Here is a 20826-nt window from a genome sequence, read left to right on the forward strand (position 1 = left end):
CACGAAGCGGTAAGGCTCACCGCACTGCGAACGGGCGTCTCCGCAGCTCTCTTGGCGACGGTGTGCGAAAAATCGGCGTCCGCAGCCTTCGCAGTGCGCCGCGACCCACCCCGCCTCGGCCAGCCCGGCGTGCAGGCTGGCCTCAAAATCGGCTGGAAGGAGCGATCCATCAGCCTTCCCCACGGAAACCACCCCCTGTGTAGTCGTTGTCCCGCAGCACGTACTCGAACGCGCCGCCCATCTCTGCCGCCGTGGCAAAACGGTCTGCGGGGTCATCCGCAGTGGCCCGTTGGATCACGTCGACCAGGACTTCCGGCATCCGATCCTGGCCAGTGGCAAAGCAGTGGCGCAGCAGCATGCCCAGCCCGTACACATCGCTCGCCGCCGTCGGCTCAGCACCGGCCGATACCTCAGGCGCCCAGTAGGAGCTGTGGAAATCGCCTGTACCGCTAAGCCGCGGCCCGGCGCCCTCTCGGTCGGCCGTGGCGAATCCCAGATCGCTTGCCTTGGGCCGGCCAAGTCCGTCAAGCCGGACGACCCCGGGATGCAGGCCGCCGTGGACCAAGCCGTTCTTGTGAACCAGCGTCAGCGCGTCGATCAGCTGTCCCGTGATCCACTGTGCCTGGACCGCCCCGACCCTGTCCTCGTTCAGCCAGGCGAGCAGACTGCGCCCCTCCACATGTTCTTGGATGCTCCAAATCCGGCCATTGGTATGCCTGGTGGCCAGGACCTCCACTAGGTTCGGATGCCGGAGCACGGCTGCCGAGTCCAGCGCGCTGAGCAGTCGTGCGGTGAAGCCGGGATCTAGAGTGAGCTCCTCGTGGAAGACCTTGGCGACCACGGGAACCGAGCGGTGCGTGTCAACCGCCTGGTACGTGGCGCACCACGTTCCGGAGCCTAAGAGTCGCCCCAAACGGTAGCGGCGATCCCTCGACACCAGTTCAGATACCCCTGTGAGCATCGTGATCCTCTCAACCGACCATCAGAATTAAGGAGAGGGATGGCAGCCCCCGCCACCAACCGCCCGGCGCCCTCCGCACGCCTGCGACTTGCCGTCGTCTGCCCTACCAACTTGAGTGAGGGGCGCGGGGCGGAGAACGTCCTCGCGGGCGTACTACCCGCGCTGGCCGCCCGCGCGGACGTACTCGTGCTCTCCCTGGGCGCGACGAACGGGGAGTTCAAAGCGATCGCGGACAACTGCGGTGTCACCTTATTGGAGTTGGAGCACAACACCCGCGGCTGGTTCGTGCTCAACGCCAGGGAGACGGCGACCCGGGTCGCCCAGGAAGCCGGCGCCTGGGATGCCGACCTGGTCGTCTTGTACTGGGAGATATGGGACCTGGTCCGCGCCCTCCCGCCGGTGCTCGAGGCCGCCGGCCTCCCCGTCGCAGTTCTGCTCCACGCCATTCCGTTCGCTTACGCCCCCGCCCGACCGACGTCCTTCTACTGGGACGGGATCAAGCGGGTCCTCCGGGACCGCGATCCGATCAGCGCCCAGTACACGCTGCGGCACATGCACGGCGTCGGAAAGACCCTGCGCTCCGTGCCGGTGATCTCCGCGAACGAGACGGTCAGCTACTACCTGCGCGCCTACTTCCCATCGCTGGAGTTCGCCGAGGCGCTCCCGTGCAGCGCAATTGCCGTCCCGCCCACGCTCGAACCCACAACAGCCGAGTATGACTGCGTGTTCATGGCCAAACTCATTCCAGGCAAGGGGATCTTCCAACTTCCCACCATCCTGGGCCGGATAGCCGCCCGGCGTCCCGGCACACGCCTGCTGGTCCTGGGCACCTTCGAGACCGAGGCAGACGAGCGCCGATTCCGCGCGATGTTGGGCCGATCGGGCACGGCCGAGCGGGTAGACCTGGCTGGCTGGGTCCGCGGAGAGAGTAAGTACTCGCTGCTCGCCAAGGGACGGGTCTTCCTCTACCCCTCCTTCGCTGCCGACACTTTCGCCATCTCCCTCCTGGAGTCGCTCGCCTGCGGTATCCCGGCGGTCACCTACGATGTCCCCTTCGCCCGCGCGGTCTACGACACCCCGGCCGTCCACCGGACGCCGGTCGGCGACCTCTCGGCCTTCGCCGATGCGGCCCTCAGGGTGCTCGAGTCGGATGACTATGCCCAGCTGTCGGCACAGGCCATCGAGTTCGCCGACCGCTACTCCTCCTGGGACCGAGTGGCCAAGAGCCAGGAGGAGGCGTTTCACTGGGCGTTGACCCGCTGAGGGACGAGGAGAGGTCACAGCACGTGCGCAGCAACTTTGCGCACAGCGGTGACCACGTCCTCAGCATCCTGATCGGTCATCAGAGGACTCACACCAATGATGACCGACCGGCCGAAGATGTCCTCGCTGCGCGGGCACAGGCCGCGGTAGTAGTGCTGTGTCGTTGGGTGCTGCTTGCAGGAGAACGGGCAGCCGTCCTCCCACACAGTCCGCTGTTCAAGGAGCGCCCGGTTGAAGTAGACCGGTTCCCCGTCGTACATCTGGCCGGCGGGGATACCCTCCGCGGCGAGCGCGGCCCCAAAGCGGACAGCCAACTTCGCGTCCTCCACGAAGAAGATGAGGCTGCCGCCCTCCCCATCCGGGTCAGGCATGCGCCTCCAGGACAGCGGAAGGTCCGACAGCTCAGCTCGAATGGCCTGGGCGCGCGACCGGCAGGTCGACACGATGTCGCCCAGGCGGTCGAGCTGGGCCGACAACACCGCTGCGGCTAGCTCAGTCATCCGCAGATTCATGCCGATGAAGGGGGCCCCGGAATTGTGCTCCCGGCGCCCGGTGAAGGTGGTGAACTGACCGCCCTGGTCGTGGAAGCGCAGCGCCCTGTCGTGCACGTCCCAGTTGGAGGTCAGCAGGGCACCGCCCTCACCGCACGTGATGTTCTTGCCCTGCTGGAAGCTGAGGGCGGCTGCGTTTCCGAAACTGCCAACAGGCTTGCCGCGATAGCGGACACCGGCGGCCTGGGCGGCGTCCTCAAGAACAAGCAGATCGTGGCGCACAGCCACCTCCGACAGCGCTCCCATGTCGGCGGCCACGTTGTCCAGGTGGACGGGGATGACAGTGCGGGTACGTTCCGTGATGTTGGCCTCGACCGATTCGGGGTCGAGAGTGAGTGACTCGTCGACCTCGGCGAAGACAGGTACCGCCCTGGCCATGACCACGGCCCCTACCGTGGCGGTGAAGGTGACGGCGGGCACGATGACCTCGTCGCCCTCACCGACCCCCAAGGCCAGCAGCCCCGAGTACAGAGCCGCTGTGCCGGAGCTGAGGGCGAGGGCGTGCGAGGTGCCGAAGCTCTTGCTCAGCCCGCCCTCCACGGCCGTTACATGCCCCTGGCTGGTAAATCCGTAGCGGAACAGGGCCCGCGCTTCCAGCACCCCGGTCGCACGGCGGATCTCCTCGTCACCCAGGAGCTCGATTCCGCGGCCCCGTGGATACGAGTTCTCGCGGACCGGGGTACCTCCGTCGATGGCGAGCCGATCAGCAGCTACGTTCATTCTTCTCACTCCTGTGGGTTGCTGAACCGCTGTCACGGAACGTCGATGACGCCGCCGGCACCGACCTGGTCAGGCCGGATGCAGGAGCTCTCGACGTTGATATGGGTGCCGCGCTGTCCGGACTCAAGGACGGACAGCAGCGTGTCCAGCACGTGGTAAGCCAGGGCACCGCCGGCGCGGGGCGTACGGTCGCCGTGCAACGCCGCCGCGAGGTCGGCGAGGCCGATGCCCCGGCCGGCGGTGTACTGGGGCCCGGGAACTTCCCGCCACGCCGTCCAGCCGGCCTGGTGCAACCTGACCTGGCCCTCGTAGCCGTCCGGATCAGGGATGCTCAGCGAACCTTCCGTTCCATAGATCTCGATCCGCGGAAGGTTCGCCGCCCACACGTCGAAACTGGTCATCAAGGAGCACACGGTGCCGCTCTCGAACTCGAGGTTCGCGGAGACGTGTGTCGGCACCTGCACCGGGACAAGACTGCCGCGCTGTGGCCCCGACATCACAAGCCGCTCCGACTCGCCGCTGGTCGATGCGGCGGAGACCCGGCGGACCGGCCCGAGGACATTGACCAGCGCGGTGACGTAGTACGGACCCATGTCCAGCAGCGGGCCCGCGCCTTGCTGGTAGAAGAAGGCCGGATCTGGGTGCCGCAGCTCCGGCCCACGCGTGGCGAAGAAGGCGACGGCACCTACCGGAGTACCGATCGCTCCCTGGTCCAACAGGCTCCGGCAGGTCTGAAGGACCGGGCTGAGAAAGGTATCGGGAGAGCAGGCCACCTCGACCCCGTGGGATCGTGCCAGTTCCAGGAGCTCAGCCGCCTGCTCTCGGTCGACCGCGAGCGGTTTCTCGACATACACCGACTTCCCGGCACGCACCGCAGCCGTGCTCACCTGGTGGTGCACTGCCGGCGGGGTCAGGTTCACCACCACATCGACATCCGGCATGGCGATGAGGGAGTCCACATCACAGGCGATCGGGACACCGAACTGCTGCGCACGCTTCTCTGCCCTGGTCACGTCGAGATCAGAGCAGGCAACGACACGGAGGTTGGGGAACCGTCCTGGTGCCGTCAGATAGGCAGGACTGATTCGCCCACAGCCCACCACCCCGACCCTCGTAACGACCTCACGGGCGCTCACCAGTCCGCCCCGCCCATGGCCGACAGCCGGCGGGCCTCGTGCAACCACTCATCGCCGGCGGTGGCGGACTGGCGACGGACCCGTGGCTGGGGGATGCTCTGCCCTGCGGGCAGAGCAAGACCCGCGTGATCGAGGACTTTGCGGATGCTGCCCTCATAGTCTTCGACCAGGTCCTCGTACCAGAGGTGTAGCGGCTTGACCGGCGAAGCGTCGAACAGCCGCTGCCACTGCTCCTCCTGCTCCAGCACCTCTGCATGGAGCTTCCGGATGAGATCCAGGTCGAAAGAACGCCCGTCCTTCGCCTCGCCGCCGTCGTCCTCGGCGCCAACTGCCCACGTTCCGCTGCTGATCGCGCGCGCATGGGAAACAGCCTGCGCCAGCGTGTCACGCCGGCTCAGCCAGACGTAGCTCGGATCGGGGAAGACCTGGGGGAGCAACTCTGCCGGGCCGAGGCTGTCATACCGCGGGACACCCCGAACCCGGTCAAGAAGATGCCCGATGTGCCCCCACATCACCTTCGCCGAGAAGACTCCGTTCGGTGAGGTCCCCTCCAGCTTCATCGCGTCCAGGAACTCGGGATATCCACTGACGTTCCACAGGGCGGACCAGTCACCTTCATCCCAGGGAATGAGGTACTCGCTCGGATACCCCGCGACCGACGTCTGCGCGAGCGCGGTGCACAGCATCCAACTGCCCGTCCTGGGGTTGGTGCAGATGATCAACGAACGGGATGGCCGGACCGGTTGGGAGAGCTGGGCGGCGCGCATCCGGCGTATCTCCAGGCGCGGGCTGTACCTGGCCGGGTCTTCGCCGGAGAACAGCTCAGCGGCGGTTGTGGACATTGTTCCTCCAAACATCAGTTGGACCAGGCTCGGCAGGTTGACGCCTCCTGCGGTCAGCGACTGGAAGCACGCTGCTCCCGTATCAGATGGGCCATGCCCGCGATGGTGTTCGCCTTGTCGTACATGGCGAAGGGATCCAGCTCGATGCCGAACACGTCGAAGACCATCGCCAGCACTTGGGCCCCGGTGAGCGAGTCACCGCCGAGGAAGAAGAAGTCGTCGTCGAGGCCGATCTCGGGCAGGGCCAGGACCTCCTTCCAGATCCCTCGCACTGCAGACTCGACCCCACCGGCCGGGGCCGCGGGCATCGTCTCGTTGTGCGTATCTGACACGGACACTCCTATCTGTGCGGCTAGCCCGTCCCTGCGGATCTTGCCGCCTGGTGCGGTGCGCGGGATGGCTTCGACGAACCTGATATGGCGTGGCACCTTGTGCGGAGCCAGCCGGGATGAGGCGAACCGGCGAAGCTCGACCTCGTCCAGTCGCGCGTCGGGATCCAGGACCACTGCCGCCCCGACAGCCTCCTGAAGCGTGGGGTCGGGAACCGGGAACGTGACCGCCTCCACGACGGACGGGTGCTCAAGCAGCGCCTCGTCCACCTCGTGGGGTGAGATCTTCTCGCCGCCGCGATTGATGATTTCCTTGAGCCGGCCGCGCAGCACCAAGTAGCCGGCCTCATCAAGCAGGCCGAGGTCCCCAGTCCGAAACCACCCGTCCACGAAGCATTCGCGATTGGCCTGGGGGTCGTCCACGTATCCGTCTACGACGTTCGCTCCCCGGATGACGACCTCGCCCAACTCGCCTGGGGAGCCGAATCCGCCACCGTTCGGGAGCAAGATGGCGATCGCCGACCCCGTGGGCGGGCCTACAGCCCCCGCCCGGTGCCGACGGCGGTCGAGCGGTGTCGACGCGATCTGGTGCGCCTCGGTCATCCCGTACGACTCCACTACGGGCAGGAGGAACGCATCCTCGATCTGGGATCGCTGGGTCTGCGGCAGAGCCGACGAACCGACTCGGGTGAACCGCAGACCCGCACTGCCCAGTTCGGCCAGACCGCCCGCTCCGGACCGGAGGATCTCCTGGTACATGGTGGGGGTAGCCGAGAACCAGGTCGCGCCCCACTCCCGGACCCACTCGGGTACCCGCCGAGCTTCGAACCCCGGGGTACACACGATGCTGCCGTGCGCGACCAAGGAGGCGGTAACGGAGCCGACAAGCCCTTGCACGTGGTACAGCGGCATGAAGTTGAGGCGACGATCGCACTCGTCGATCTCATAGGCGCGCACTGTGGCCGTCGCCGCGGCCAGGACGTTTCGATGCGTCAGCGGAACGAGCTTCGGTCGCGCCGTGGTCCCCGAGGTCGCCAGCAGGAACGCGATGTCCTCCTCCTCCGGTCGCTCCGCGGAGCGTGCTGATGCCAGCCGGTTGGAGACCAGACCGGACGCAGCCGTCAACCGGCCGGCGGGCTCACCTCGACCGGCCAGACGGAAAAGGCTGGCGCCCACTTCCGCCGCCGCCCCTGCCGCGGGCGAGCCCGGCGAGGCGACTACGGCGCTCGGCTGCAATCGGCGGAACAACGCCCGGAGCTCGAGGCCGCGCAGGGTCGGGTTGATCGGGACGCACACTGCGTTTGCTGCGACAGTCATCGCACAGGCGGCCGTGTCGTAGCCGTCCGGGAGTACGACGGCGACTCGGTCCGCGTGGCCAATTCCTCTCTCCCGAAGCACTTGGTGCTGCTCTTGGGCCAGCTGGTACAAGGCACCGTAGCTAAGGGCCTGCCGCCCAGGCGCGAGGATGGCGGGTCGGTCCGGAGCAGTTCTCGCCCGCTCAGCAAGCAGGGCGGACAAGGTGGGTAAGGTGGCGGCATCGCCGTTCATGGAGAGACAACCTTCGCTGATCGGACCCGGTCTGGTGGCTCGGGGCTGCATGGGAGACAAGGGTTCGCTGGCCGCAGACAGTCACCGTCCCGATGTCTGCTGCGCCAACTCACATAGCCGGCCTACGCTCTTCAGCGTTGCGTCGTGATCCGTGCCGAAGTCCACCAGGCAGGCGAGTTCGTCCACGCCCTGCTCGGCGAAGTAGGCGACCTTCTTGTGGAGAGCGATCGGCCCTCCGATGAGCCCCGCCCAGTCGAGGATCCGGTCCACACCCCTCTCGACGATGGCATCCACCGCACTTGCCGAGAGCGGAGGCCCGCCGCTTCCCTTGCCCACCGCGAACTGGGCACGCAGTTCAAGGTTGGCGCGTAGATAGCGCCGCAGCGGATCAGCCGTAGCGGTGCGAGCCTCGCCGTCGGTGTCGGCCACGAAAGTGTGAAGCATGAGGGCGAGTTGGGCACGGTGCCTGTCCGGCGACGAGCGCACGAGTTGGCGATAGGCATGGGCGTTGGTGGTGAGGCTTTCCGGCGAATTGAAGTTGAGATTGGTCAGTACTGGATAGCCGGCCGCTCCTGCAGTGGCGAACGTATCCGGCGACTGGGCGGTCAGCCACACCGGCAGCTCTGGCTGCACCGGCCGAGGAAAGACCGCCGTGTCATGGACCCGGCCTGCACCATTACGGCGCGGCAGGCACTCGCCGCGCCACAGGCGCTGGACCGCGTCGATCTGCTCCCACATTGACTCTCGCCGGCGCTCGAACGCATCTGGGGCCAGGACGAAGTCGTTGACGTTCCACCCAGATCCGAATGAGACCTCGGCTCGTCCACGCGAGAGGTTGTCAACTACGGACCACTCCTCGGCAACCCGCAGCGGGTCTTGAAGCGGGAGGATCACGCTGCCGGCACGGATCTTCAGCCGCTTGGTCACCGTGGCTGCTGCTGCTCCGAGCAGCGCCGGGTTGGGGTAGGGCCCGCCGAAGCGGGCGAAGTGGCGCTCCGGTATCCAGACAGCCGTCAGGCCGCCTTCATCGGCGAGCCTGACCGCGTCCAGGAACAGCGCGTACAGGTCGTCCTGCGCCGCGCCGTCGTCTGCCGCGAAGAACATCAGACTGAATCGCATCAGGTGCCCTTCTGCACGGAATCGTCGGTGCGGCCGGCCCGAAGCCAGACCCTCAGTAAGAGACGCCGTCGTTCACGCTCGGGCCAGTCCACGAAGGCCGTGCGGCTATGCAACATCCGGGAGTTGTCGATGAACAGCGCGTCACCGGGGCGCATCCGGGTTCGTACGGCGTGTTCTGGGCTGCTGAGCACCCCATCGAGGACCTCAAGCGCTCGGCTCTGCGCCTCAGTCAGCGGAATACCCTCGTGTCGGTGCCCCCGGTGGATGCGTGCTCTGTTGTAAAGCACACGCACCCCTTCACCGTGGCCAAGAAACACCGGGTGACGGATTACTGCCGACTGGTCTGGTCCGACGTCTCCTGTACGGTCGAAGCAGAACTCCTCTCGCAGGACTGCGGCTGCCGCCGGCTCCTGGGCCTCCACCACCGCGGCAACCGTCCGTCCGTCCGCCAGCAGCGACTCGCCTCCCGACTTTGCCTGGCGGACCGCGAGCAGCCCGAAGGCGTCTGGGGTCGCGTTGGCAAAGTCGGAGTGGAAGGGGAGCTCACGGTTGCTCTTGGCTCCGCGAACCGTCGTGCGCTCCTCATTCTGTACCAGGTCGATCCGGGCGCCCTCCTTGTTCTGCAGGAGGGGGGCGCCGATCGCGGATGCCGCCCACCAGAAGGCCATCGACGCTTCTTCAAGGCCGAGCTGGGCCACGGGAAATCCACTCACCAGGGCTGTGCCTCGGTGCTGCAAATGCCGCCGAACCCGCTCACCCCAGCCCGCACAGGCATCGGAGGCGGGGAACTCCGCCAGATCGAGAGAGTTGAGACTGTGACCGGAGGCTCGCATCCGGTCAGTAACCCGGATGATCTCTTGAACTTCGAGGGGGGAGAGGGGAACAGTCGGAGTAGCCAGTTGATCGGCACCGCTGGGTCGCCCCGCAGCCCCTTGATTTGGCGGCCAGGTGGGCCTACCCGGTGATGTCACTGCCACTTCGCTCCTCGGATTTCGTTGAGCAACAGCGTCGCCATAGAACCGAGTTCGGCGTCCGTGACAGCGAGTGGCCGCAGGTAGGGAGCCTCTGGGAAGAGCGGTGGCATGACTGGCTCCTCGGTTCGGGAAAGCTGCCAGCTGAGCACGGAAATCAGCAGTCCATGGCCGACGATCAGCCGCGGCCCGGGAAGTTCCAGGCAGGCTTGCACTCCGCGCAGCATCCTGCTGATGCCCTCAAGCTGCGACTCCTGGCCTCCGTCGGGCCGCCGTGACGCCCCGCTCTCGCGCAGCCAGGCGCCGTACTCCAGGAACGGCCGGCCCTCGAAGGCTCCGTAGTCGAGCTCGTTGAGTCGGGCATCGACGACCAGCGGTGTGACCGCTTTGCCCAGAAGCAGCCGCGCGGTCTGGGCCGTGCGCGGGAAGGCGCTGACCACGCAACTACGTAAGTCCGCGATGGGAAGCTCGCGGTGCGCTCGGCGGCAGGCCGCCACGCCTTCGCTATCGAGCGCCACGCCAATGCGCGGGTCGCCGTTGACGCGGTACTCGGCGCTGTAGGAGGTCCTGCCGTGCCGCAGGAGGTAAGTGGTCATGGCTGAGCCTCACTTGTTCCCGAGCGCACTGTGCGTGCGCTCCCGTCGATGAGCTCGAAATCGATCGATTCGGCGCGGATCACGCCAGCAGGATGCCGTCCTCGATGAGTTCATCGGTCAGAGCCGGGAACGCATTCAGCGAGTCCATGATGATGGACTGCACCTTGTCAGCCTGAACGCCGCCATCGGCAAGCCGGACCAGCACACGCCATGGCCGGTCGAGACGCTGTCCGGTAGCACTGACTAGGTGGACCTCGGCGTAGGAGCCGGTCTCCTCGGAAAGCCGCTGAGCGAGCCTGGCGGCGCCGAGGTTGTACAACTTGCCGACGTGATACACCGGGTTCTTTCCGCTCGCGCCTTCCATGTTCATCGGGCGCAGCGGGGTGATGAGACCGTTCACGCGGTTCCCCCGACCGACCACGCCTTCGTCGCCGGATTCGATCGAGCTGCCGGTGTACGTCAGGTACAGCTCGTCCTTCTCCGGGATATCGCGGGCGTTGAGGCGGAACCTCACGGGTGCGTCCGACAGCAGCCGACCGGCAAGCCGCCGGCACTCGGCCAGGATGACCTCCTTGTTGGCGAGGTACTCCTCCCGGCTAGCTACATAGACCGACTTCTGTGGAACACACAGGACGACGTCCACCTGCTCGCCGTCTGCGTACCCCATCAGCTTGACGTCCGACCCGCACCACGGGTTGGCGCGGGTGAACTCGCTGTCCCCAGAGAGGTGGTCCACCAGTTCACGGACGAACGACTCGAACGGATTGACGGGCGCCCACCCTGTGCCGAGCGAGGTGTCATTTGACAGCACCGTCCGGCGTTCCCGGAGGTCCTCGATGGAGCTTGGGGCGAACCATCGGGTGCGCTCACCAGTGCTTTCCTCGGTGACGACGGCACCTGGGCTCGAGTTGCTGGTGATGTTGAACTCGATGCTCAGATGCTTCTCAAGCTCGGGGAGGCGTTCCAGGAAGAAGGCCCGCACGGTTTCGTCGACAAGGTCGTGGACGGGGATAGCCGCGCCGCCACAGACGAAGGCGGCGCGCCCGTTGACCAGGACGCGGACCGGACTCCGCATCTCGCCACTCCCGTAACGGACCTCGCTGGATCCGCCGAGCAGGGCGAGCTTGTCGAAGTTGTGATGGAGTACAGCGCCGAACTGCTGCCGGCTGTAGCGGCTATAGACCTGCGACAGGCGCTCGGCCAGATGGTCCGAGAGCGTGTCGGGGTGGCCCAGCCCTTTGCGCTCGACCATGGAGACACTGTCGGGTGTACAGCCTCCCAGTTCAATGACCACGTTGCTGCCATCTATGTGGTTCGTGACGCGTCGCAAAGTACACTTCCCCCAATGTTGCTGTCTTGACGGATAGTTGCTTAGGTGGCGCCGGCCATGAGCTCAAAGGCAACTCGCGAGTCGGTCAATGCGATCAGACAGATCTCGTCATCGATTGGCCCACGGTCATCAGGTTGTTCCTGTGCCGCCTACTAGGTCGGTCTCGCTACATCGAGGACGGCGTCCTTCGACATTCCGGTGGCAAGGGGTAGCCTCAGGTTGATGCAACGGAGCAGCTCCTGCCCGGCTGGCGCGTCAGCCTGGCGCAGCATCAGGTAGTCGTCTGTCGTGCGTTGCAAGGGCGGTTCTCCTATCTCGGAGCGACGCACGGCGGCCTAAGGGGTGCGTAACGCAAGGTAGTCGATGATGCAACCAGGGTGATCATAGGTCGAACGCGGTTCGTGCGCAGGCGGTTTGAATCATGTCGAGCATCGAAGCTCCAGATCGCTGTCCCGCGCAGCGTTGGCCTGCAGTAGCTCGCGGAGTGGCAGCGGCATGGTCATCTCTGTTCTGCAGGCGGGAAGATGACCCCATCGGCCCGACTGAAGCCATCATTTGCCCCGTTGAGTCGGGGGCCCGGCTGCGGCTCGGATTGGTCCGGGATAGCCGAAGCCGGCACGTTGGGCTGGTCGTTCAGGCTCTGCACTATCGCTCCCCTCGATGCTGACCGGCCAGATGTGGAAGGCGTGACGTCGCTTCAGGACGTTCCGCAGACCTTTCGGAACGCTCCGTAACCGTCGGTGACAGTGAGGTGCCCCGGCCCTTTGGAGAGCCACAGGGCCCTGCGTGCGGGCGCCGCGCGAAGTCCGTTGGTTAAGGGTGGAGGGGCCCGGCGCCAGATGCCAGAACGCTGATGCGGACACGGGAATTGTCCGCATCAGCGGCCACGGGCCTGGGTACAGCGGCATCTTGCGGGTTGACGTCCTTGAGTTGGACGCACCGGCCGCTTCTTAGTGCACTCGCCACTCCCGTGACCGTCGCGGCCTGTGCTGGTGGTGCAACACTGTGAAACGATCTGTATAGCCGGGGGCTTTCGCGGGCTTGCGCCAACGACGGGAGAGCCCAGGTTGTCCACATCGGAGTGCCGAGGGGGTAACTGATGCCGCAGCGACCGCGGGATCTCCATCCAGAACGGTCCGCCCGCGAGCGGCTGGGTGCTGAGATCAGGCGCTGGCGAGTCTTACGCCGCCTGAGCCAGGACCAGCTCGGTGCTCGGGTGCACATCAGTGGTGACCTGATCAGCAAACTGGAGAAAGGTCAACGAGTATGCAAGCAGCAGTATGCGGCGGACATGGACGCCGTTCTTGAGACCGGCGGTGCCATCTCCGCACTCCTGAGCCCGCTTCAGGCTGATGTGGACAAGCCCCCGCGTGATGTGGACAACTCCCTGATCTCGAGCGTGGGTACTCCCCTCGGAGCGTGGATGGGGGGCACTCTGGAAGTGCCCCGGTCTACCTTCGACTGGAACGAGTTCAGCACCATGCTCCGACGCAACTTCCTCGCCGCAGCAAGCGCTGCCACCGGCGCACTCCTCCCCCTTGCGAGCGCCAGCTCGGTCACTGCCGTGCCGGCGACGGTACGCTCGGCTGACATCGACCAGATCAACACTGCGGCCACCACCTTGCGCAGCTGGGACAACCTCTACGGTGGCGCTGGTGCCGTCCGAGACACCGCACGCGTCCAAGTCCAGTGGGCCGCAAACCTCCTGGGCGCCGACTGCCCGCCCCCGCTCAGGGGCGGCCTGTTCACGGCCGTCAGCGGCCTGGCCGCCGCTGTCGGCTCCTCGGCATTTGACGCGTTCGCCCACGATGACGCGCAGCGCTACTTCGCCTTCGCCACCCTTTGTGCCGAGGAAGCAGACAACTGGCCATCGCGTGCCGTCTCCTACAACCTGCGCTCGCGGCACGCCACGTGGCGCGGTGACCCCGATACCGGACTCACCCTCGCCGAGCTCGGTCTCATCCGCGCGGACCGTCTCTCCCCCGCTGAGCGCTCGATGCTCCACAACGCGCGTGCGCGGGCACTCGCCAAGATGGGCAAGACGCAGCAGGCGCTCGCTGCGATCGGAGAGTCGGACGATTCCTTCGCCGGGCTCGTGCCGGCCAACGAGGGTCCTTGGATGGCCTATTACGACAGCGCCCAGCACCACGGAGACACAGGACATGCCCTGTTCGACCTCGCCCTCCTGGGCCATCCCCCGCGCTCGGCGCTGCTGCGCCTGCAGACCGCTGTCGACACCCACACTGCCGGCTATGCGCGGTCCCGGACCTTCTCCCGTACGAAGTTGGCCTCCCTCCGGATGGCCACCGGCGACCCGGCTGAGGCTGTGGCCGATGGTCGTATCGCGCTTGCCGAAGCAGCCCAGCTCCGCTCGCTGCGAGCCAAGCACGAACTGGATGAGCTTCGCGGTCTCGCGCAGCGCCATCCCGAGCTTCCGGACGCCCGGGACCTGCGAGAGCAGATCAGCTCGATGGTGACAGCATGACCACAGCGACCCTCTCCCACGCCGTACTGCTCAAGGCGTGCGCAGAAGCCGGACTGGCCGCAGACGGGGCCGAGCCGCTGCGCATCGGCGAGAACGCCCTGTGGAGGCTTCCGCACCAGGTCGTAGCTCGTATCGCTCGCCCGGGTCAGTGGGCCGCCGCGGTCCGCGAGCTCGCGGTCGCCCGCTGGCTGCACGACTGCGAGGTCCCCGCAGTACGGCCGCTCGACGCCCTGGCGGAGCCTGTCGAGGTCTACGGCCACCCAGTGACCTTCTGGCACGAGCTCCCGCGTCACCGTGCCGGCACCGCAGCTGACATTGCCCCGCTCCTTCGGCGCCTCCACCAACTGCCCGTGCCCGACTTCCAGCTGGGACGGCTGGACCCATTCGTTCGACTCGCCTCCCGGATCAGCGAGGCGACGACCCTCGACGACGAACAGCGGCGGTGGCTCTGGGCTCGTCTCGCCACTCTCCAGACTGCGTGGGCCGGCCTCCCTGCGGGCAGTCCTGAGAGCGTCATCCACGGCGACGCCTGGGGCGGCAACGTTGCCGTCACCGCGAGCACTTCGTACCTCCTGGACTTTGAGCGCTCCTCCCTCGGGCCGCCCGAATGGGACCTCGCCTCTACGGCCGTCGGTCACGGCACATTCGGCACCGTGTCGGACGACCAGTACACGGCGTTCTGCGATGCCTACGGCACGGACGTGACCGCCTGGGCGGGCTACCCAATTCTCCGCGACGTTCGTGAACTTCGAGTTACCTGCTTCGCTCTCCAAGCCGCGGCACGCGACCCCGAGCGCTATCGCGACCAAGCCCACTACCGACTGGCCTGCCTCCAAGGCGAACACGGTCCGCGGCCGTGGGGATGGACCGCCGTCGAGTAGCGCCGCGGCAGCCCCGGCCGAGCAGGTGCCAGCCGTGGCCGAGAGGGCGCGTGACAAGCGGCGGACCGGGCTCAGCTGCAAGGCCGCAGGCCCGGTACCGTCGGTGATCGGTAGCACCCTCCAGGGGGCGAGAGGATCGGATGATCGGCAAGACCAGCGAACCACTCGACGCCGAGTGGGTGGCCCGCAAGCACGCTACATACGATGAACTCACCTCGGTGGACGGCGAACTGTGGTGGATCCAGTCGGATCCGGAACTAGGGGGAGCTCGCCGGCTGATGCGGGCCGGGCCGCAGGGCGAGGCCCGGCCGCAGACTTCGCCGGACCTGTCGCTCGGAGGCTGGCTGCATGCGTACGGCGGCGGGTCGTACGCCGTCACCACTGACCGTCAGTGGATCGTCAGTGCCGAGGACAGCAAGATCTACGAACTGGCTGATGCCCGTGCTCCTGGCCCGATTGTGCCGGTGGATGACCACTTCCTCTACGGTGACCTGCACTTCGCGGACGGCATCCTGCTGGCCGTACGGGGGGACGACCACGGCGACGAGATCGTCAAGGCCCCCATCGACGGCCAGGGCGTGCAGGTACTGGTGACTTCATCGGGCTTCCTCGCAGCGCCGCGCTACTGCGGCGGCCTGCTCGCCTACCTCGAGTGGGATGACGACCGGATGCCCTGGGACTCCGCCCGGCTCCAAGTGGCAGAGGTTCCGGCCCATGGGCTGGCGCACTCGCCCAGGCTGGTTGCCGGTGGCGAAGAGGAATCCGTGGTGCAGCCGGCATGGGGGCTCGACGGAATGCTGTACTTCCTCTCCGACCGCACAGGATGGTGGAACCTGTACCGCTGGGACGGCCTGCGGGTCCGCGCGGTAGCTCCCCTGGATGCCGATTGCGCACCAGCTCCGTGGGAAGGCGGATACCAGTCGTTCGGCTTCCTGCCAGGGGGCGAGATCGTGCTGACGGTCTCCGACGGGCTCCGCACACGCCTGATCACCGTAGACCGGGACGGCCACCGCCGCGAACCGGCGGCTGACCTGACCTCGGTGAAGCCCTACGTCGCGGTGCTCGGCCAGCAGGTGGCGCTGATCGCCTCCACCCCAACCAGTACACCGTCGATCCGGCTCTTCGACCTTGCCAGCCCGATTCCCACCCGGCGGTGGGAGCCTCCAACCCCCAAGGACGAGCAGCCGCAGTACTCCTGCGCGGCTCCGTCCATCCGCGAACTACGGTCCGGCAGCACAACGATCCGCTACCTGCTGCACCGTCCCCTCGTGGACGGGCCTGTGCCGCTGCTCGTCCGCGCACACCCGGGACCAACTGACGATGTGCCGATGCGCCTTGACTGGACCGCGCAGTACTTCCTTGCCCGCGGCTTTGCCGTCGCCGACGTCGCCTACCGAGGGAGCACGGGGCGAGGGCGGGCATTCCGACAGGCCCTTCACGGCCACTGGGGGGAGTACGACGTCGAAGACTGCGCGGCTGTTGCCCAACAGCTCCTGGCTGACGGCACAGCGCGTCCGAGCGCGGTGTTCATCAGCGGTGCCAGTGCCGGCGGATACACCGCACTCCAAGCCGCCTGCCTGACCGGCCCTTTCACCGGGGCGACAGCCACGTCCGCCATCATTGACCCGAAGCGATGGGCGACCACGGCACCTCGGTTTCAGCGCCCGCACGCCGCGATCCTCGCTGGTGCGGCGGGTGCGGTGCGCGCCGAAGCCATCCGTGTGCCGGTGCTGCTGATCCACGGAACCGACGACGACATCGCCCCGGTGGCCGACGCACAAAGTCTTGCCGCTGGCCTGCGGGCGCTCGGTGCCGAACACGAGACGCTCATCCTCGAACGCGTTGGCCATTACCTGTCGGCCCCGGCAAGCCGCCGAGCGGCGCTGGAAACGGAGTTCCGCTTCTACCAGAGGATCACGTCCGCAGCGGCACTGCCGTAGCGCGTCTGGCGGCAGCGGCTGGGAGAACGTGGCGTACGTACTCATCGAGGTCCACGACCGCCTGCTGATCCGCATGGGGCGCGAGGTTGGCGAGGAGACGCGCGATGCGGTCGATACACCGCCCGGAGGAGGTCCGCGCGGCGTATCCGGCGGCTTCGTAACCCGCGGCGCAAGCCTGTTCGATGTCGCCCGATCGAAGCCAGGCTGAGGCCATCAGAGCGGCATCAATGGCCCGCCGGCGAACGCGATCACGCCCGACCCCGAGGAGCGCGTCAGTTACCTGTGCACGGGCCTCCGGGGCCCTGCCGAGATCGAGGAAGCAGTGCGCCATCTCGTCGGCAAGGTACGCCCGATTGAAGTACGCGATCCATGGCGGCTCGTCCTCGGCCGTCGAGGTGTCCAGTAGGCTCTCCGCCTGGAGGAGCATGGCCGTTGCCTCGCGCTCGTCGCCCAAGCGGGCGTGAGCACGAGCACCGACAGCCGTTATCGCGGCCCGTACAGCCGGACTCGCGGAGCTTCCTGCCCCCGCGCTCGCCGCCTGGGACCAGCGGAGAGCGGTCTGCGGCTGATCGCAGTGCAGTGCCAAGTGCCCAAGGTTCACCGCTACCAGGTAGCCGCCGTACGCGTCGTCGGCCACTCTCCGGGTCAGGTCCAGGGCCTGCTTGTAGTACGACTGCGCCCACCCTGGTCGTCCCGCGTCCACCGCTTGGTAGCCGGCCAGTTCGAGGAAACCCGCCGCGATTCGGGCCCGTGAGCGATCGACGTCCGCGCTCGCCGCCGAGCGGGAGAGCAGCGAGCTCAGTTCCGTCTCGACGTAGGTGCGGAGCTGGGGTGCGAACTGCCCTGCACCGTGGGCGTGGTCCAACTGCCGGAACATGGTGAGCATCCCGCTCGCCACGTCAACGTCTGCCTCGGTGACCCAGAGCTTGCTGACCAGTTCACTGGTGTTCGCGGCCTCTCTCCCGGTCGACACCACCCAGTCCGCGACCACAAGCTCGGATGCCTTCGGATCGAACCGGGCCGGTGGCTCACTCCTGCGCACCGCCCCGGCCGATGGCGTGCGACGACGCTCTTCGTCCGCGGCCGGCCAGAGATCTACGAGCGCACCATCCGCTTCAAGGGCCTGATCGCAGGCCTCAATGAACTCAAACGATGGGAACCTCTCGCTCGCTTCGACCCTACGGACCAAGTCGGCACTGCTGTGGACCGCGACCCCCAATTTGGCCTGACTCCAACCCCGGGCGGTCCGTAGTTCGCGCAGCGTCGCCCCGAGCTTGGCCAGTGCCGATCCAGACGGAACAAGCTCCCTTGCCCTGGCGGCCATCGCACCCCCTGCTGAGCCGAGACCCCGAGAGTTGAGTCAACGACGGTCCGTCACATTCTGTTCCACGCCGTGCCGTCTGTGTAGACGAATCGGTGTAGCCGGTCATGTGGACGGACGACACGTTCCCGCAGCTCGGATGCGGACACCCATCATGTCCGCATCCAGCCACTCGTGTTCCGTTAATCGGCCAGCCAATCTGGGGATTGCTGACCCTCCAGCGGTGGCGTCTCGGAGGGCGTTACTGCCGAGTCCTAACCCGGTCCGCACTGTCGCGCACCCATGACCGCCCGTTCGGTACGGCACCCCCCTTCCGTACCGAGCGGGCACCACCTAGCACTGCACGATCCGCGCTTGAATCTTGAACAGCCGAGGAGACATGGCCAGGACCCAGGACCGCCACCCGGAGTCGGACAGGGCGTTGCTCGGTGCCGGCACTCATTCGATCGAGATGATCCCCACCTCCGCGGGAGGCAGTCCCGGGTCAAGTTCCGCCGATGCGCCGTCCGTTGATCCACTGACCGCTCAGCCGCAACCGGCCCGCCTGTACGACTTCTACCTCGGCGGCAAGGACAACTTCCGGGCAGACCGGGAGATGGGCGAGACCCTGCTGAAGGTGGCACCCATGCTGCCGACCGTGGCGCGCGAGAACAAGCGCTTCCTCGAGCGTGCCGTCCGGCACCTCGCTCAGTCGGGGATCACCCAGTTCCTGGACATCGGCACTGGGATGCCCAGCAGCCCCAACACTCACGAGATCGCTCAGGCCGAGGCCCCGGCCTCTCGGGTCGTCTATGTCGACAACGACCCGATGGTGCTGGCTCACGCGCGGGCCCTGCTCAACAGCCGGCCGGAGGGGCGGACCGCATTCATCAAGGCCGATCTGCGCGACCCGCAGGAGATCCTCGCTGGTGCCCGCGCGGTGCTGGACTTCGAGCAGCCGATCGCTCTGATGCTGTTTGCGGTCCTGCACTTCATCGAGGACGCGGACAATCCGCAGGGCCTGCTCGCCGAGCTGGTGGAGGCCCTGCCGAGCGGCAGCTGTGTGGCGTTGTCCCACGTCACCGGCGACTTCGACCCTGCGGCCTGGAAGAGCGTCGTGGGGCTCTACCGCAAGGCCGGTATCCCCGCCCAGGCCCGGTCCCGAACGGCGGTCGAGGCGTTCACTGCCGGTCTGGAAGTCGTACCGCCGGGACTGCAGCTGGTCTCCCGCTGGCGGCCGGACGGTCCGGTTGACCCGTCGCTGACCGACGCCCGGCTCTCCTGCTACGGCGTCGTCGCACACAAGCCCTGATCGAAGGGCCGCTCGGCGAACCGAGCAGCAGCTCATCATCCACTCCTGCCACCTCATTGAGGATCTGATGACACATCAGGTACCGAGCCCAGCCGTAGGCGGCATGGTCATCTGCTCACTGATCGCGCTGCTCGTGGCGGCCTACTCGCAGCGGGTCGCCACGGCGGCTCGCCGACGGGCCGCCGGCCTGGAACAGGCACTGAAGGCCGCGAACGCGCCACGCACGGCCGGGCCCGATCCCGCTGAGTACCTGGTGGCCCTGGTTGCCGGTGTTGAGGTGGGTGCGGTCCAGCACGCGCTGCTGCAGGCGCTCGCGGCTATCCGTGCTGAGCGCCACCGGGTGGACGAGCTGGTCGCCAGCTTCGCGGCCACCGCAATGGCGGCAGCCCGGACCGACGCGCGGCCGTGGAGTCCCGAGTGCCGGACCGGGCAAACCGCTGGCGCCGGTGCTGGCCGTGGTTCCCCGGCCGCCCCGTGGCAGCGCCCCGTGGCTGGAGGTGGGGCAGATGCGCGCCGGTGAGGCGGCCGGTACAGCCCGGGTGGTGTTCCACCCTGCCGGTCTCGACGAGGAGCTGCGGACAGTCGTGGAAGAGGTGCAGGCGGGGCGGTGGATGGCTATGCGCGACCTGCTGGCACGCAGCGGGCCAACATCGGGATTGCGTACAGCGCGGACGCAGGTCCTGGCGGCGGTGGCGGCGGGCTCGGACGTGGTCGAGACGTGGTGCGGGGAGGAGCCGCAGAGCCCGGACGCCTTGGTGATGCGGGCGAGAGTGGCGGTAGAGCGCGCGCTGCGGGCAAGCCGCCAGCACGGGGCGTGGGCCGGCGTGCTGGCCGCCGAGGCACGTGAGGTGTGTTGGTCGGCAGTGCGTGTTTCGCCCGCCGACCCGGTGCCGTGGGTGTGTCTGATTGCTCTGGCCCAACTGGACCAGCGCCTCGCGGTTCGGGAGCACCAAGCCGGCGCCCCGTACGGCAGTTTCCTGCCGCCGGGCCCGTGGGGGCTGCTGCACGAGGCGTACCAGCGTGACCCGGTTGGCCGGGAGGCGCATGTGCGGATGCTGCAGTTCTGGCTGTCCCGACCGCGGCCGATGGAGTTGGTCTGGAACTTCACTAGCTGGGTGGAAGGTTGGGCGCCGGTCGGGTCGCCGCTGCACGTGTTGCCGCTCCTGGCCGGTGTTGAGAAGTACCGCCTGCTGCAGGCCGCAGGCCCGCTGCGCACGGAGGACAAGGGCCAGTGGCGGCTGGAAAACACTGTCGTCAAGCGCACCGCACGGGCCTGGTCGTACTGGTTCGAGGCCGAGCCGCTGGAGCCTCGGTCGGCGAACGACCTGAATGTGCTGGCGCACGCGCTGTGGGCCGGTGCCCGCCGCGCAGAGGCGGCGCGGGTCTTTGAGGCGATCGGCCCGTACGCGAGCCGGATGCCGTGGGCTTACGTCGCCTCCGAACCGGGGCGCGCGGAGCAGGAGTTCGTGCAAGCGCGCTCGCAGTGCCGCAAGGCGTGAGCGTGGTCAGCCAGTCGGCGCAGGACGGCGCGCTCTGTTCTGT

Annotated in this window: 17 protein-coding genes; 6 read left to right on the forward strand and 11 right to left on the reverse strand. The window is 67.3% G+C overall.

The features are described 5' to 3' along the window. Positions 1–169: 169 nt before the first annotated feature. Positions 170–961: a protein kinase gene (locus P3T35_RS02265; RefSeq protein WP_101381129.1), complete on the reverse strand. Its 792-nt coding sequence runs from the start codon at positions 959–961 to the stop codon at positions 170–172. A gap of 39 nt (positions 962–1000) precedes the next feature. Between P3T35_RS02265 and P3T35_RS02270 the strand changes: the two genes are divergently transcribed. After that, positions 1001–2224, forward strand: coding sequence for a glycosyltransferase family 4 protein (locus tag P3T35_RS02270; RefSeq protein WP_101381130.1), 1224 nt, complete (start codon positions 1001–1003; stop codon positions 2222–2224). Positions 2225–2238: 14 nt separating this feature from the next. Here P3T35_RS02270 and P3T35_RS02275 read toward each other — a convergent pair whose 3' ends face one another. The 8 genes from P3T35_RS02275 to P3T35_RS02310 form a co-directional block, all read right to left on the reverse strand. Beyond that, positions 2239–3495, reverse strand: coding sequence for a DegT/DnrJ/EryC1/StrS family aminotransferase (locus P3T35_RS02275; RefSeq protein WP_101381131.1), 1257 nt, complete (start codon positions 3493–3495; stop codon positions 2239–2241). 32 nt (positions 3496–3527) lie between these two features. Then, positions 3528–4679: a Gfo/Idh/MocA family oxidoreductase gene (locus P3T35_RS02280; protein ID WP_348533392.1), complete on the reverse strand. Its 1152-nt coding sequence runs from the start codon at positions 4677–4679 to the stop codon at positions 3528–3530. Then, entirely contained in the window at positions 4628–5473 is an 846-nt protein-coding gene (locus P3T35_RS02285) for a Stf0 family sulfotransferase (RefSeq protein ID WP_180356506.1), read from the reverse strand. The genes P3T35_RS02280 and P3T35_RS02285 overlap by 52 nt, the downstream gene beginning before the upstream one ends. A 53-nt stretch (positions 5474–5526) precedes the next feature. After that, positions 5527–7350 (reverse strand): non-ribosomal peptide synthetase, encoded by a 1824-nt coding sequence (locus tag P3T35_RS02290; protein WP_180356507.1) that lies wholly within the window; start codon positions 7348–7350, stop codon positions 5527–5529. Between the two features lie 81 nt (positions 7351–7431). Further along, positions 7432–8469 (reverse strand): MupA/Atu3671 family FMN-dependent luciferase-like monooxygenase, encoded by a 1038-nt coding sequence (locus P3T35_RS02295; RefSeq protein WP_101381135.1) that lies wholly within the window; start codon positions 8467–8469, stop codon positions 7432–7434. Then, complete coding sequence (locus tag P3T35_RS02300; RefSeq protein ID WP_101381136.1) at positions 8469–9302, reverse strand: TauD/TfdA family dioxygenase; 834 nt, start codon at positions 9300–9302, stop codon at positions 8469–8471. The genes P3T35_RS02295 and P3T35_RS02300 overlap by 1 nt, the downstream gene beginning before the upstream one ends. A gap of 134 nt (positions 9303–9436) precedes the next feature. Continuing rightward, positions 9437–10036, reverse strand: coding sequence for a histidine phosphatase family protein (locus P3T35_RS02305; protein WP_101381137.1), 600 nt, complete (start codon positions 10034–10036; stop codon positions 9437–9439). A gap of 79 nt (positions 10037–10115) precedes the next feature. Continuing rightward, positions 10116–11288, reverse strand: a complete 1173-nt coding sequence (locus P3T35_RS02310; protein WP_101381138.1) for a methionine adenosyltransferase — start codon at positions 11286–11288, stop codon at positions 10116–10118. 1177 nt (positions 11289–12465) lie between these two features. On the opposite strand from P3T35_RS02310, the gene P3T35_RS02315 reads away from it, so the two are divergent. The 3 genes from P3T35_RS02315 to P3T35_RS02325 all read left to right on the forward strand — a co-directional run bounded on the left by P3T35_RS02315 (position 12466) and on the right by P3T35_RS02325 (position 16672). Continuing rightward, entirely contained in the window at positions 12466–13851 is a 1386-nt protein-coding gene (locus P3T35_RS02315; protein WP_101381139.1) for a helix-turn-helix transcriptional regulator, read from the forward strand. Next, positions 13848–14732 carry an aminoglycoside phosphotransferase family protein gene (locus P3T35_RS02320; protein WP_101381140.1) on the forward strand — a complete coding sequence of 295 codons (885 nt, stop codon included), beginning with the start codon at positions 13848–13850 and terminating at the stop codon, positions 14730–14732. The genes P3T35_RS02315 and P3T35_RS02320 overlap by 4 nt, the downstream gene beginning before the upstream one ends. Before the next feature lie 140 nt (positions 14733–14872). Then, positions 14873–16672: a prolyl oligopeptidase family serine peptidase gene (locus P3T35_RS02325; RefSeq protein WP_101381141.1), complete on the forward strand. Its 1800-nt coding sequence runs from the start codon at positions 14873–14875 to the stop codon at positions 16670–16672. On the opposite strand, the gene P3T35_RS02330 is transcribed toward P3T35_RS02325, so the two are convergent. Next, complete coding sequence (locus P3T35_RS02330) at positions 16647–17996, reverse strand: helix-turn-helix transcriptional regulator (RefSeq protein WP_101381142.1); 1350 nt, start codon at positions 17994–17996, stop codon at positions 16647–16649. The two genes, P3T35_RS02325 and P3T35_RS02330, sit on opposite strands and share 26 nt — an antisense overlap. Before the next feature lie 376 nt (positions 17997–18372). On the opposite strand from P3T35_RS02330, the gene P3T35_RS02335 reads away from it, so the two are divergent. After that, on the forward strand, positions 18373–19284 hold the full coding sequence (locus tag P3T35_RS02335; RefSeq protein ID WP_280703984.1) for an SAM-dependent methyltransferase: 912 nt from the start codon (positions 18373–18375) through the stop codon (positions 19282–19284). A 115-nt stretch (positions 19285–19399) separates the two neighbouring features. Here the strand turns inward: P3T35_RS02335 and P3T35_RS02340 are convergent, their stop codons facing one another. Then, positions 19400–19621, reverse strand: a complete 222-nt coding sequence (locus P3T35_RS02340; RefSeq protein ID WP_143676847.1) for a hypothetical protein — start codon at positions 19619–19621, stop codon at positions 19400–19402. A 169-nt stretch (positions 19622–19790) separates the two neighbouring features. Between P3T35_RS02340 and P3T35_RS02345 the strand changes: the two genes are divergently transcribed. Then, entirely contained in the window at positions 19791–20783 is a 993-nt protein-coding gene (locus P3T35_RS02345) for a hypothetical protein (RefSeq protein WP_101381144.1), read from the forward strand. The last annotated feature ends 43 nt before the right edge of the window (positions 20784–20826 follow it).

The sequence above is a fragment of the Kitasatospora sp. GP30 genome (assembly GCF_029892145.1).
Lineage (GTDB): Bacteria > Actinomycetota > Actinomycetes > Streptomycetales > Streptomycetaceae > Kitasatospora > Kitasatospora acidiphila.

Coding starts and splice junctions, on each gene's coding strand:
- P3T35_RS02265 (WP_101381129.1), bottom strand. CDS start 961: ATGCTCACAGGGGTATCTGAACTGGTGTCGAGGGATCGCCGCTACCGT.
- P3T35_RS02270 (WP_101381130.1), top strand. CDS start 1,001: ATGGCAGCCCCCGCCACCAACCGCCCGGCGCCCTCCGCACGCCTGCGA.
- P3T35_RS02275 (WP_101381131.1), bottom strand. CDS start 3,495: ATGAACGTAGCTGCTGATCGGCTCGCCATCGACGGAGGTACCCCGGTC.
- P3T35_RS02285 (WP_180356506.1), bottom strand. CDS start 5,473: ATGTCCACAACCGCCGCTGAGCTGTTCTCCGGCGAAGACCCGGCCAGG.
- P3T35_RS02290 (WP_180356507.1), bottom strand. CDS start 7,350: ATGAACGGCGATGCCGCCACCTTACCCACCTTGTCCGCCCTGCTTGCT.
- P3T35_RS02295 (WP_101381135.1), bottom strand. CDS start 8,469: ATGCGATTCAGTCTGATGTTCTTCGCGGCAGACGACGGCGCGGCGCAG.
- P3T35_RS02300 (WP_101381136.1), bottom strand. CDS start 9,302: ATGCGAGCCTCCGGTCACAGTCTCAACTCTCTCGATCTGGCGGAGTTC.
- P3T35_RS02305 (WP_101381137.1), bottom strand. CDS start 10,036: ATGACCACTTACCTCCTGCGGCACGGCAGGACCTCCTACAGCGCCGAG.
- P3T35_RS02310 (WP_101381138.1), bottom strand. CDS start 11,288: ATGGTCGAGCGCAAAGGGCTGGGCCACCCCGACACGCTCTCGGACCAT.
- P3T35_RS02315 (WP_101381139.1), top strand. CDS start 12,466: ATGCCGCAGCGACCGCGGGATCTCCATCCAGAACGGTCCGCCCGCGAG.
- P3T35_RS02320 (WP_101381140.1), top strand. CDS start 13,848: ATGACCACAGCGACCCTCTCCCACGCCGTACTGCTCAAGGCGTGCGCA.
- P3T35_RS02325 (WP_101381141.1), top strand. CDS start 14,873: ATGATCGGCAAGACCAGCGAACCACTCGACGCCGAGTGGGTGGCCCGC.
- P3T35_RS02330 (WP_101381142.1), bottom strand. CDS start 17,996: ATGGCCGCCAGGGCAAGGGAGCTTGTTCCGTCTGGATCGGCACTGGCC.
- P3T35_RS02335 (WP_280703984.1), top strand. CDS start 18,373: ATGGCCAGGACCCAGGACCGCCACCCGGAGTCGGACAGGGCGTTGCTC.
- P3T35_RS02345 (WP_101381144.1), top strand. CDS start 19,791: ATGCGCGCCGGTGAGGCGGCCGGTACAGCCCGGGTGGTGTTCCACCCT.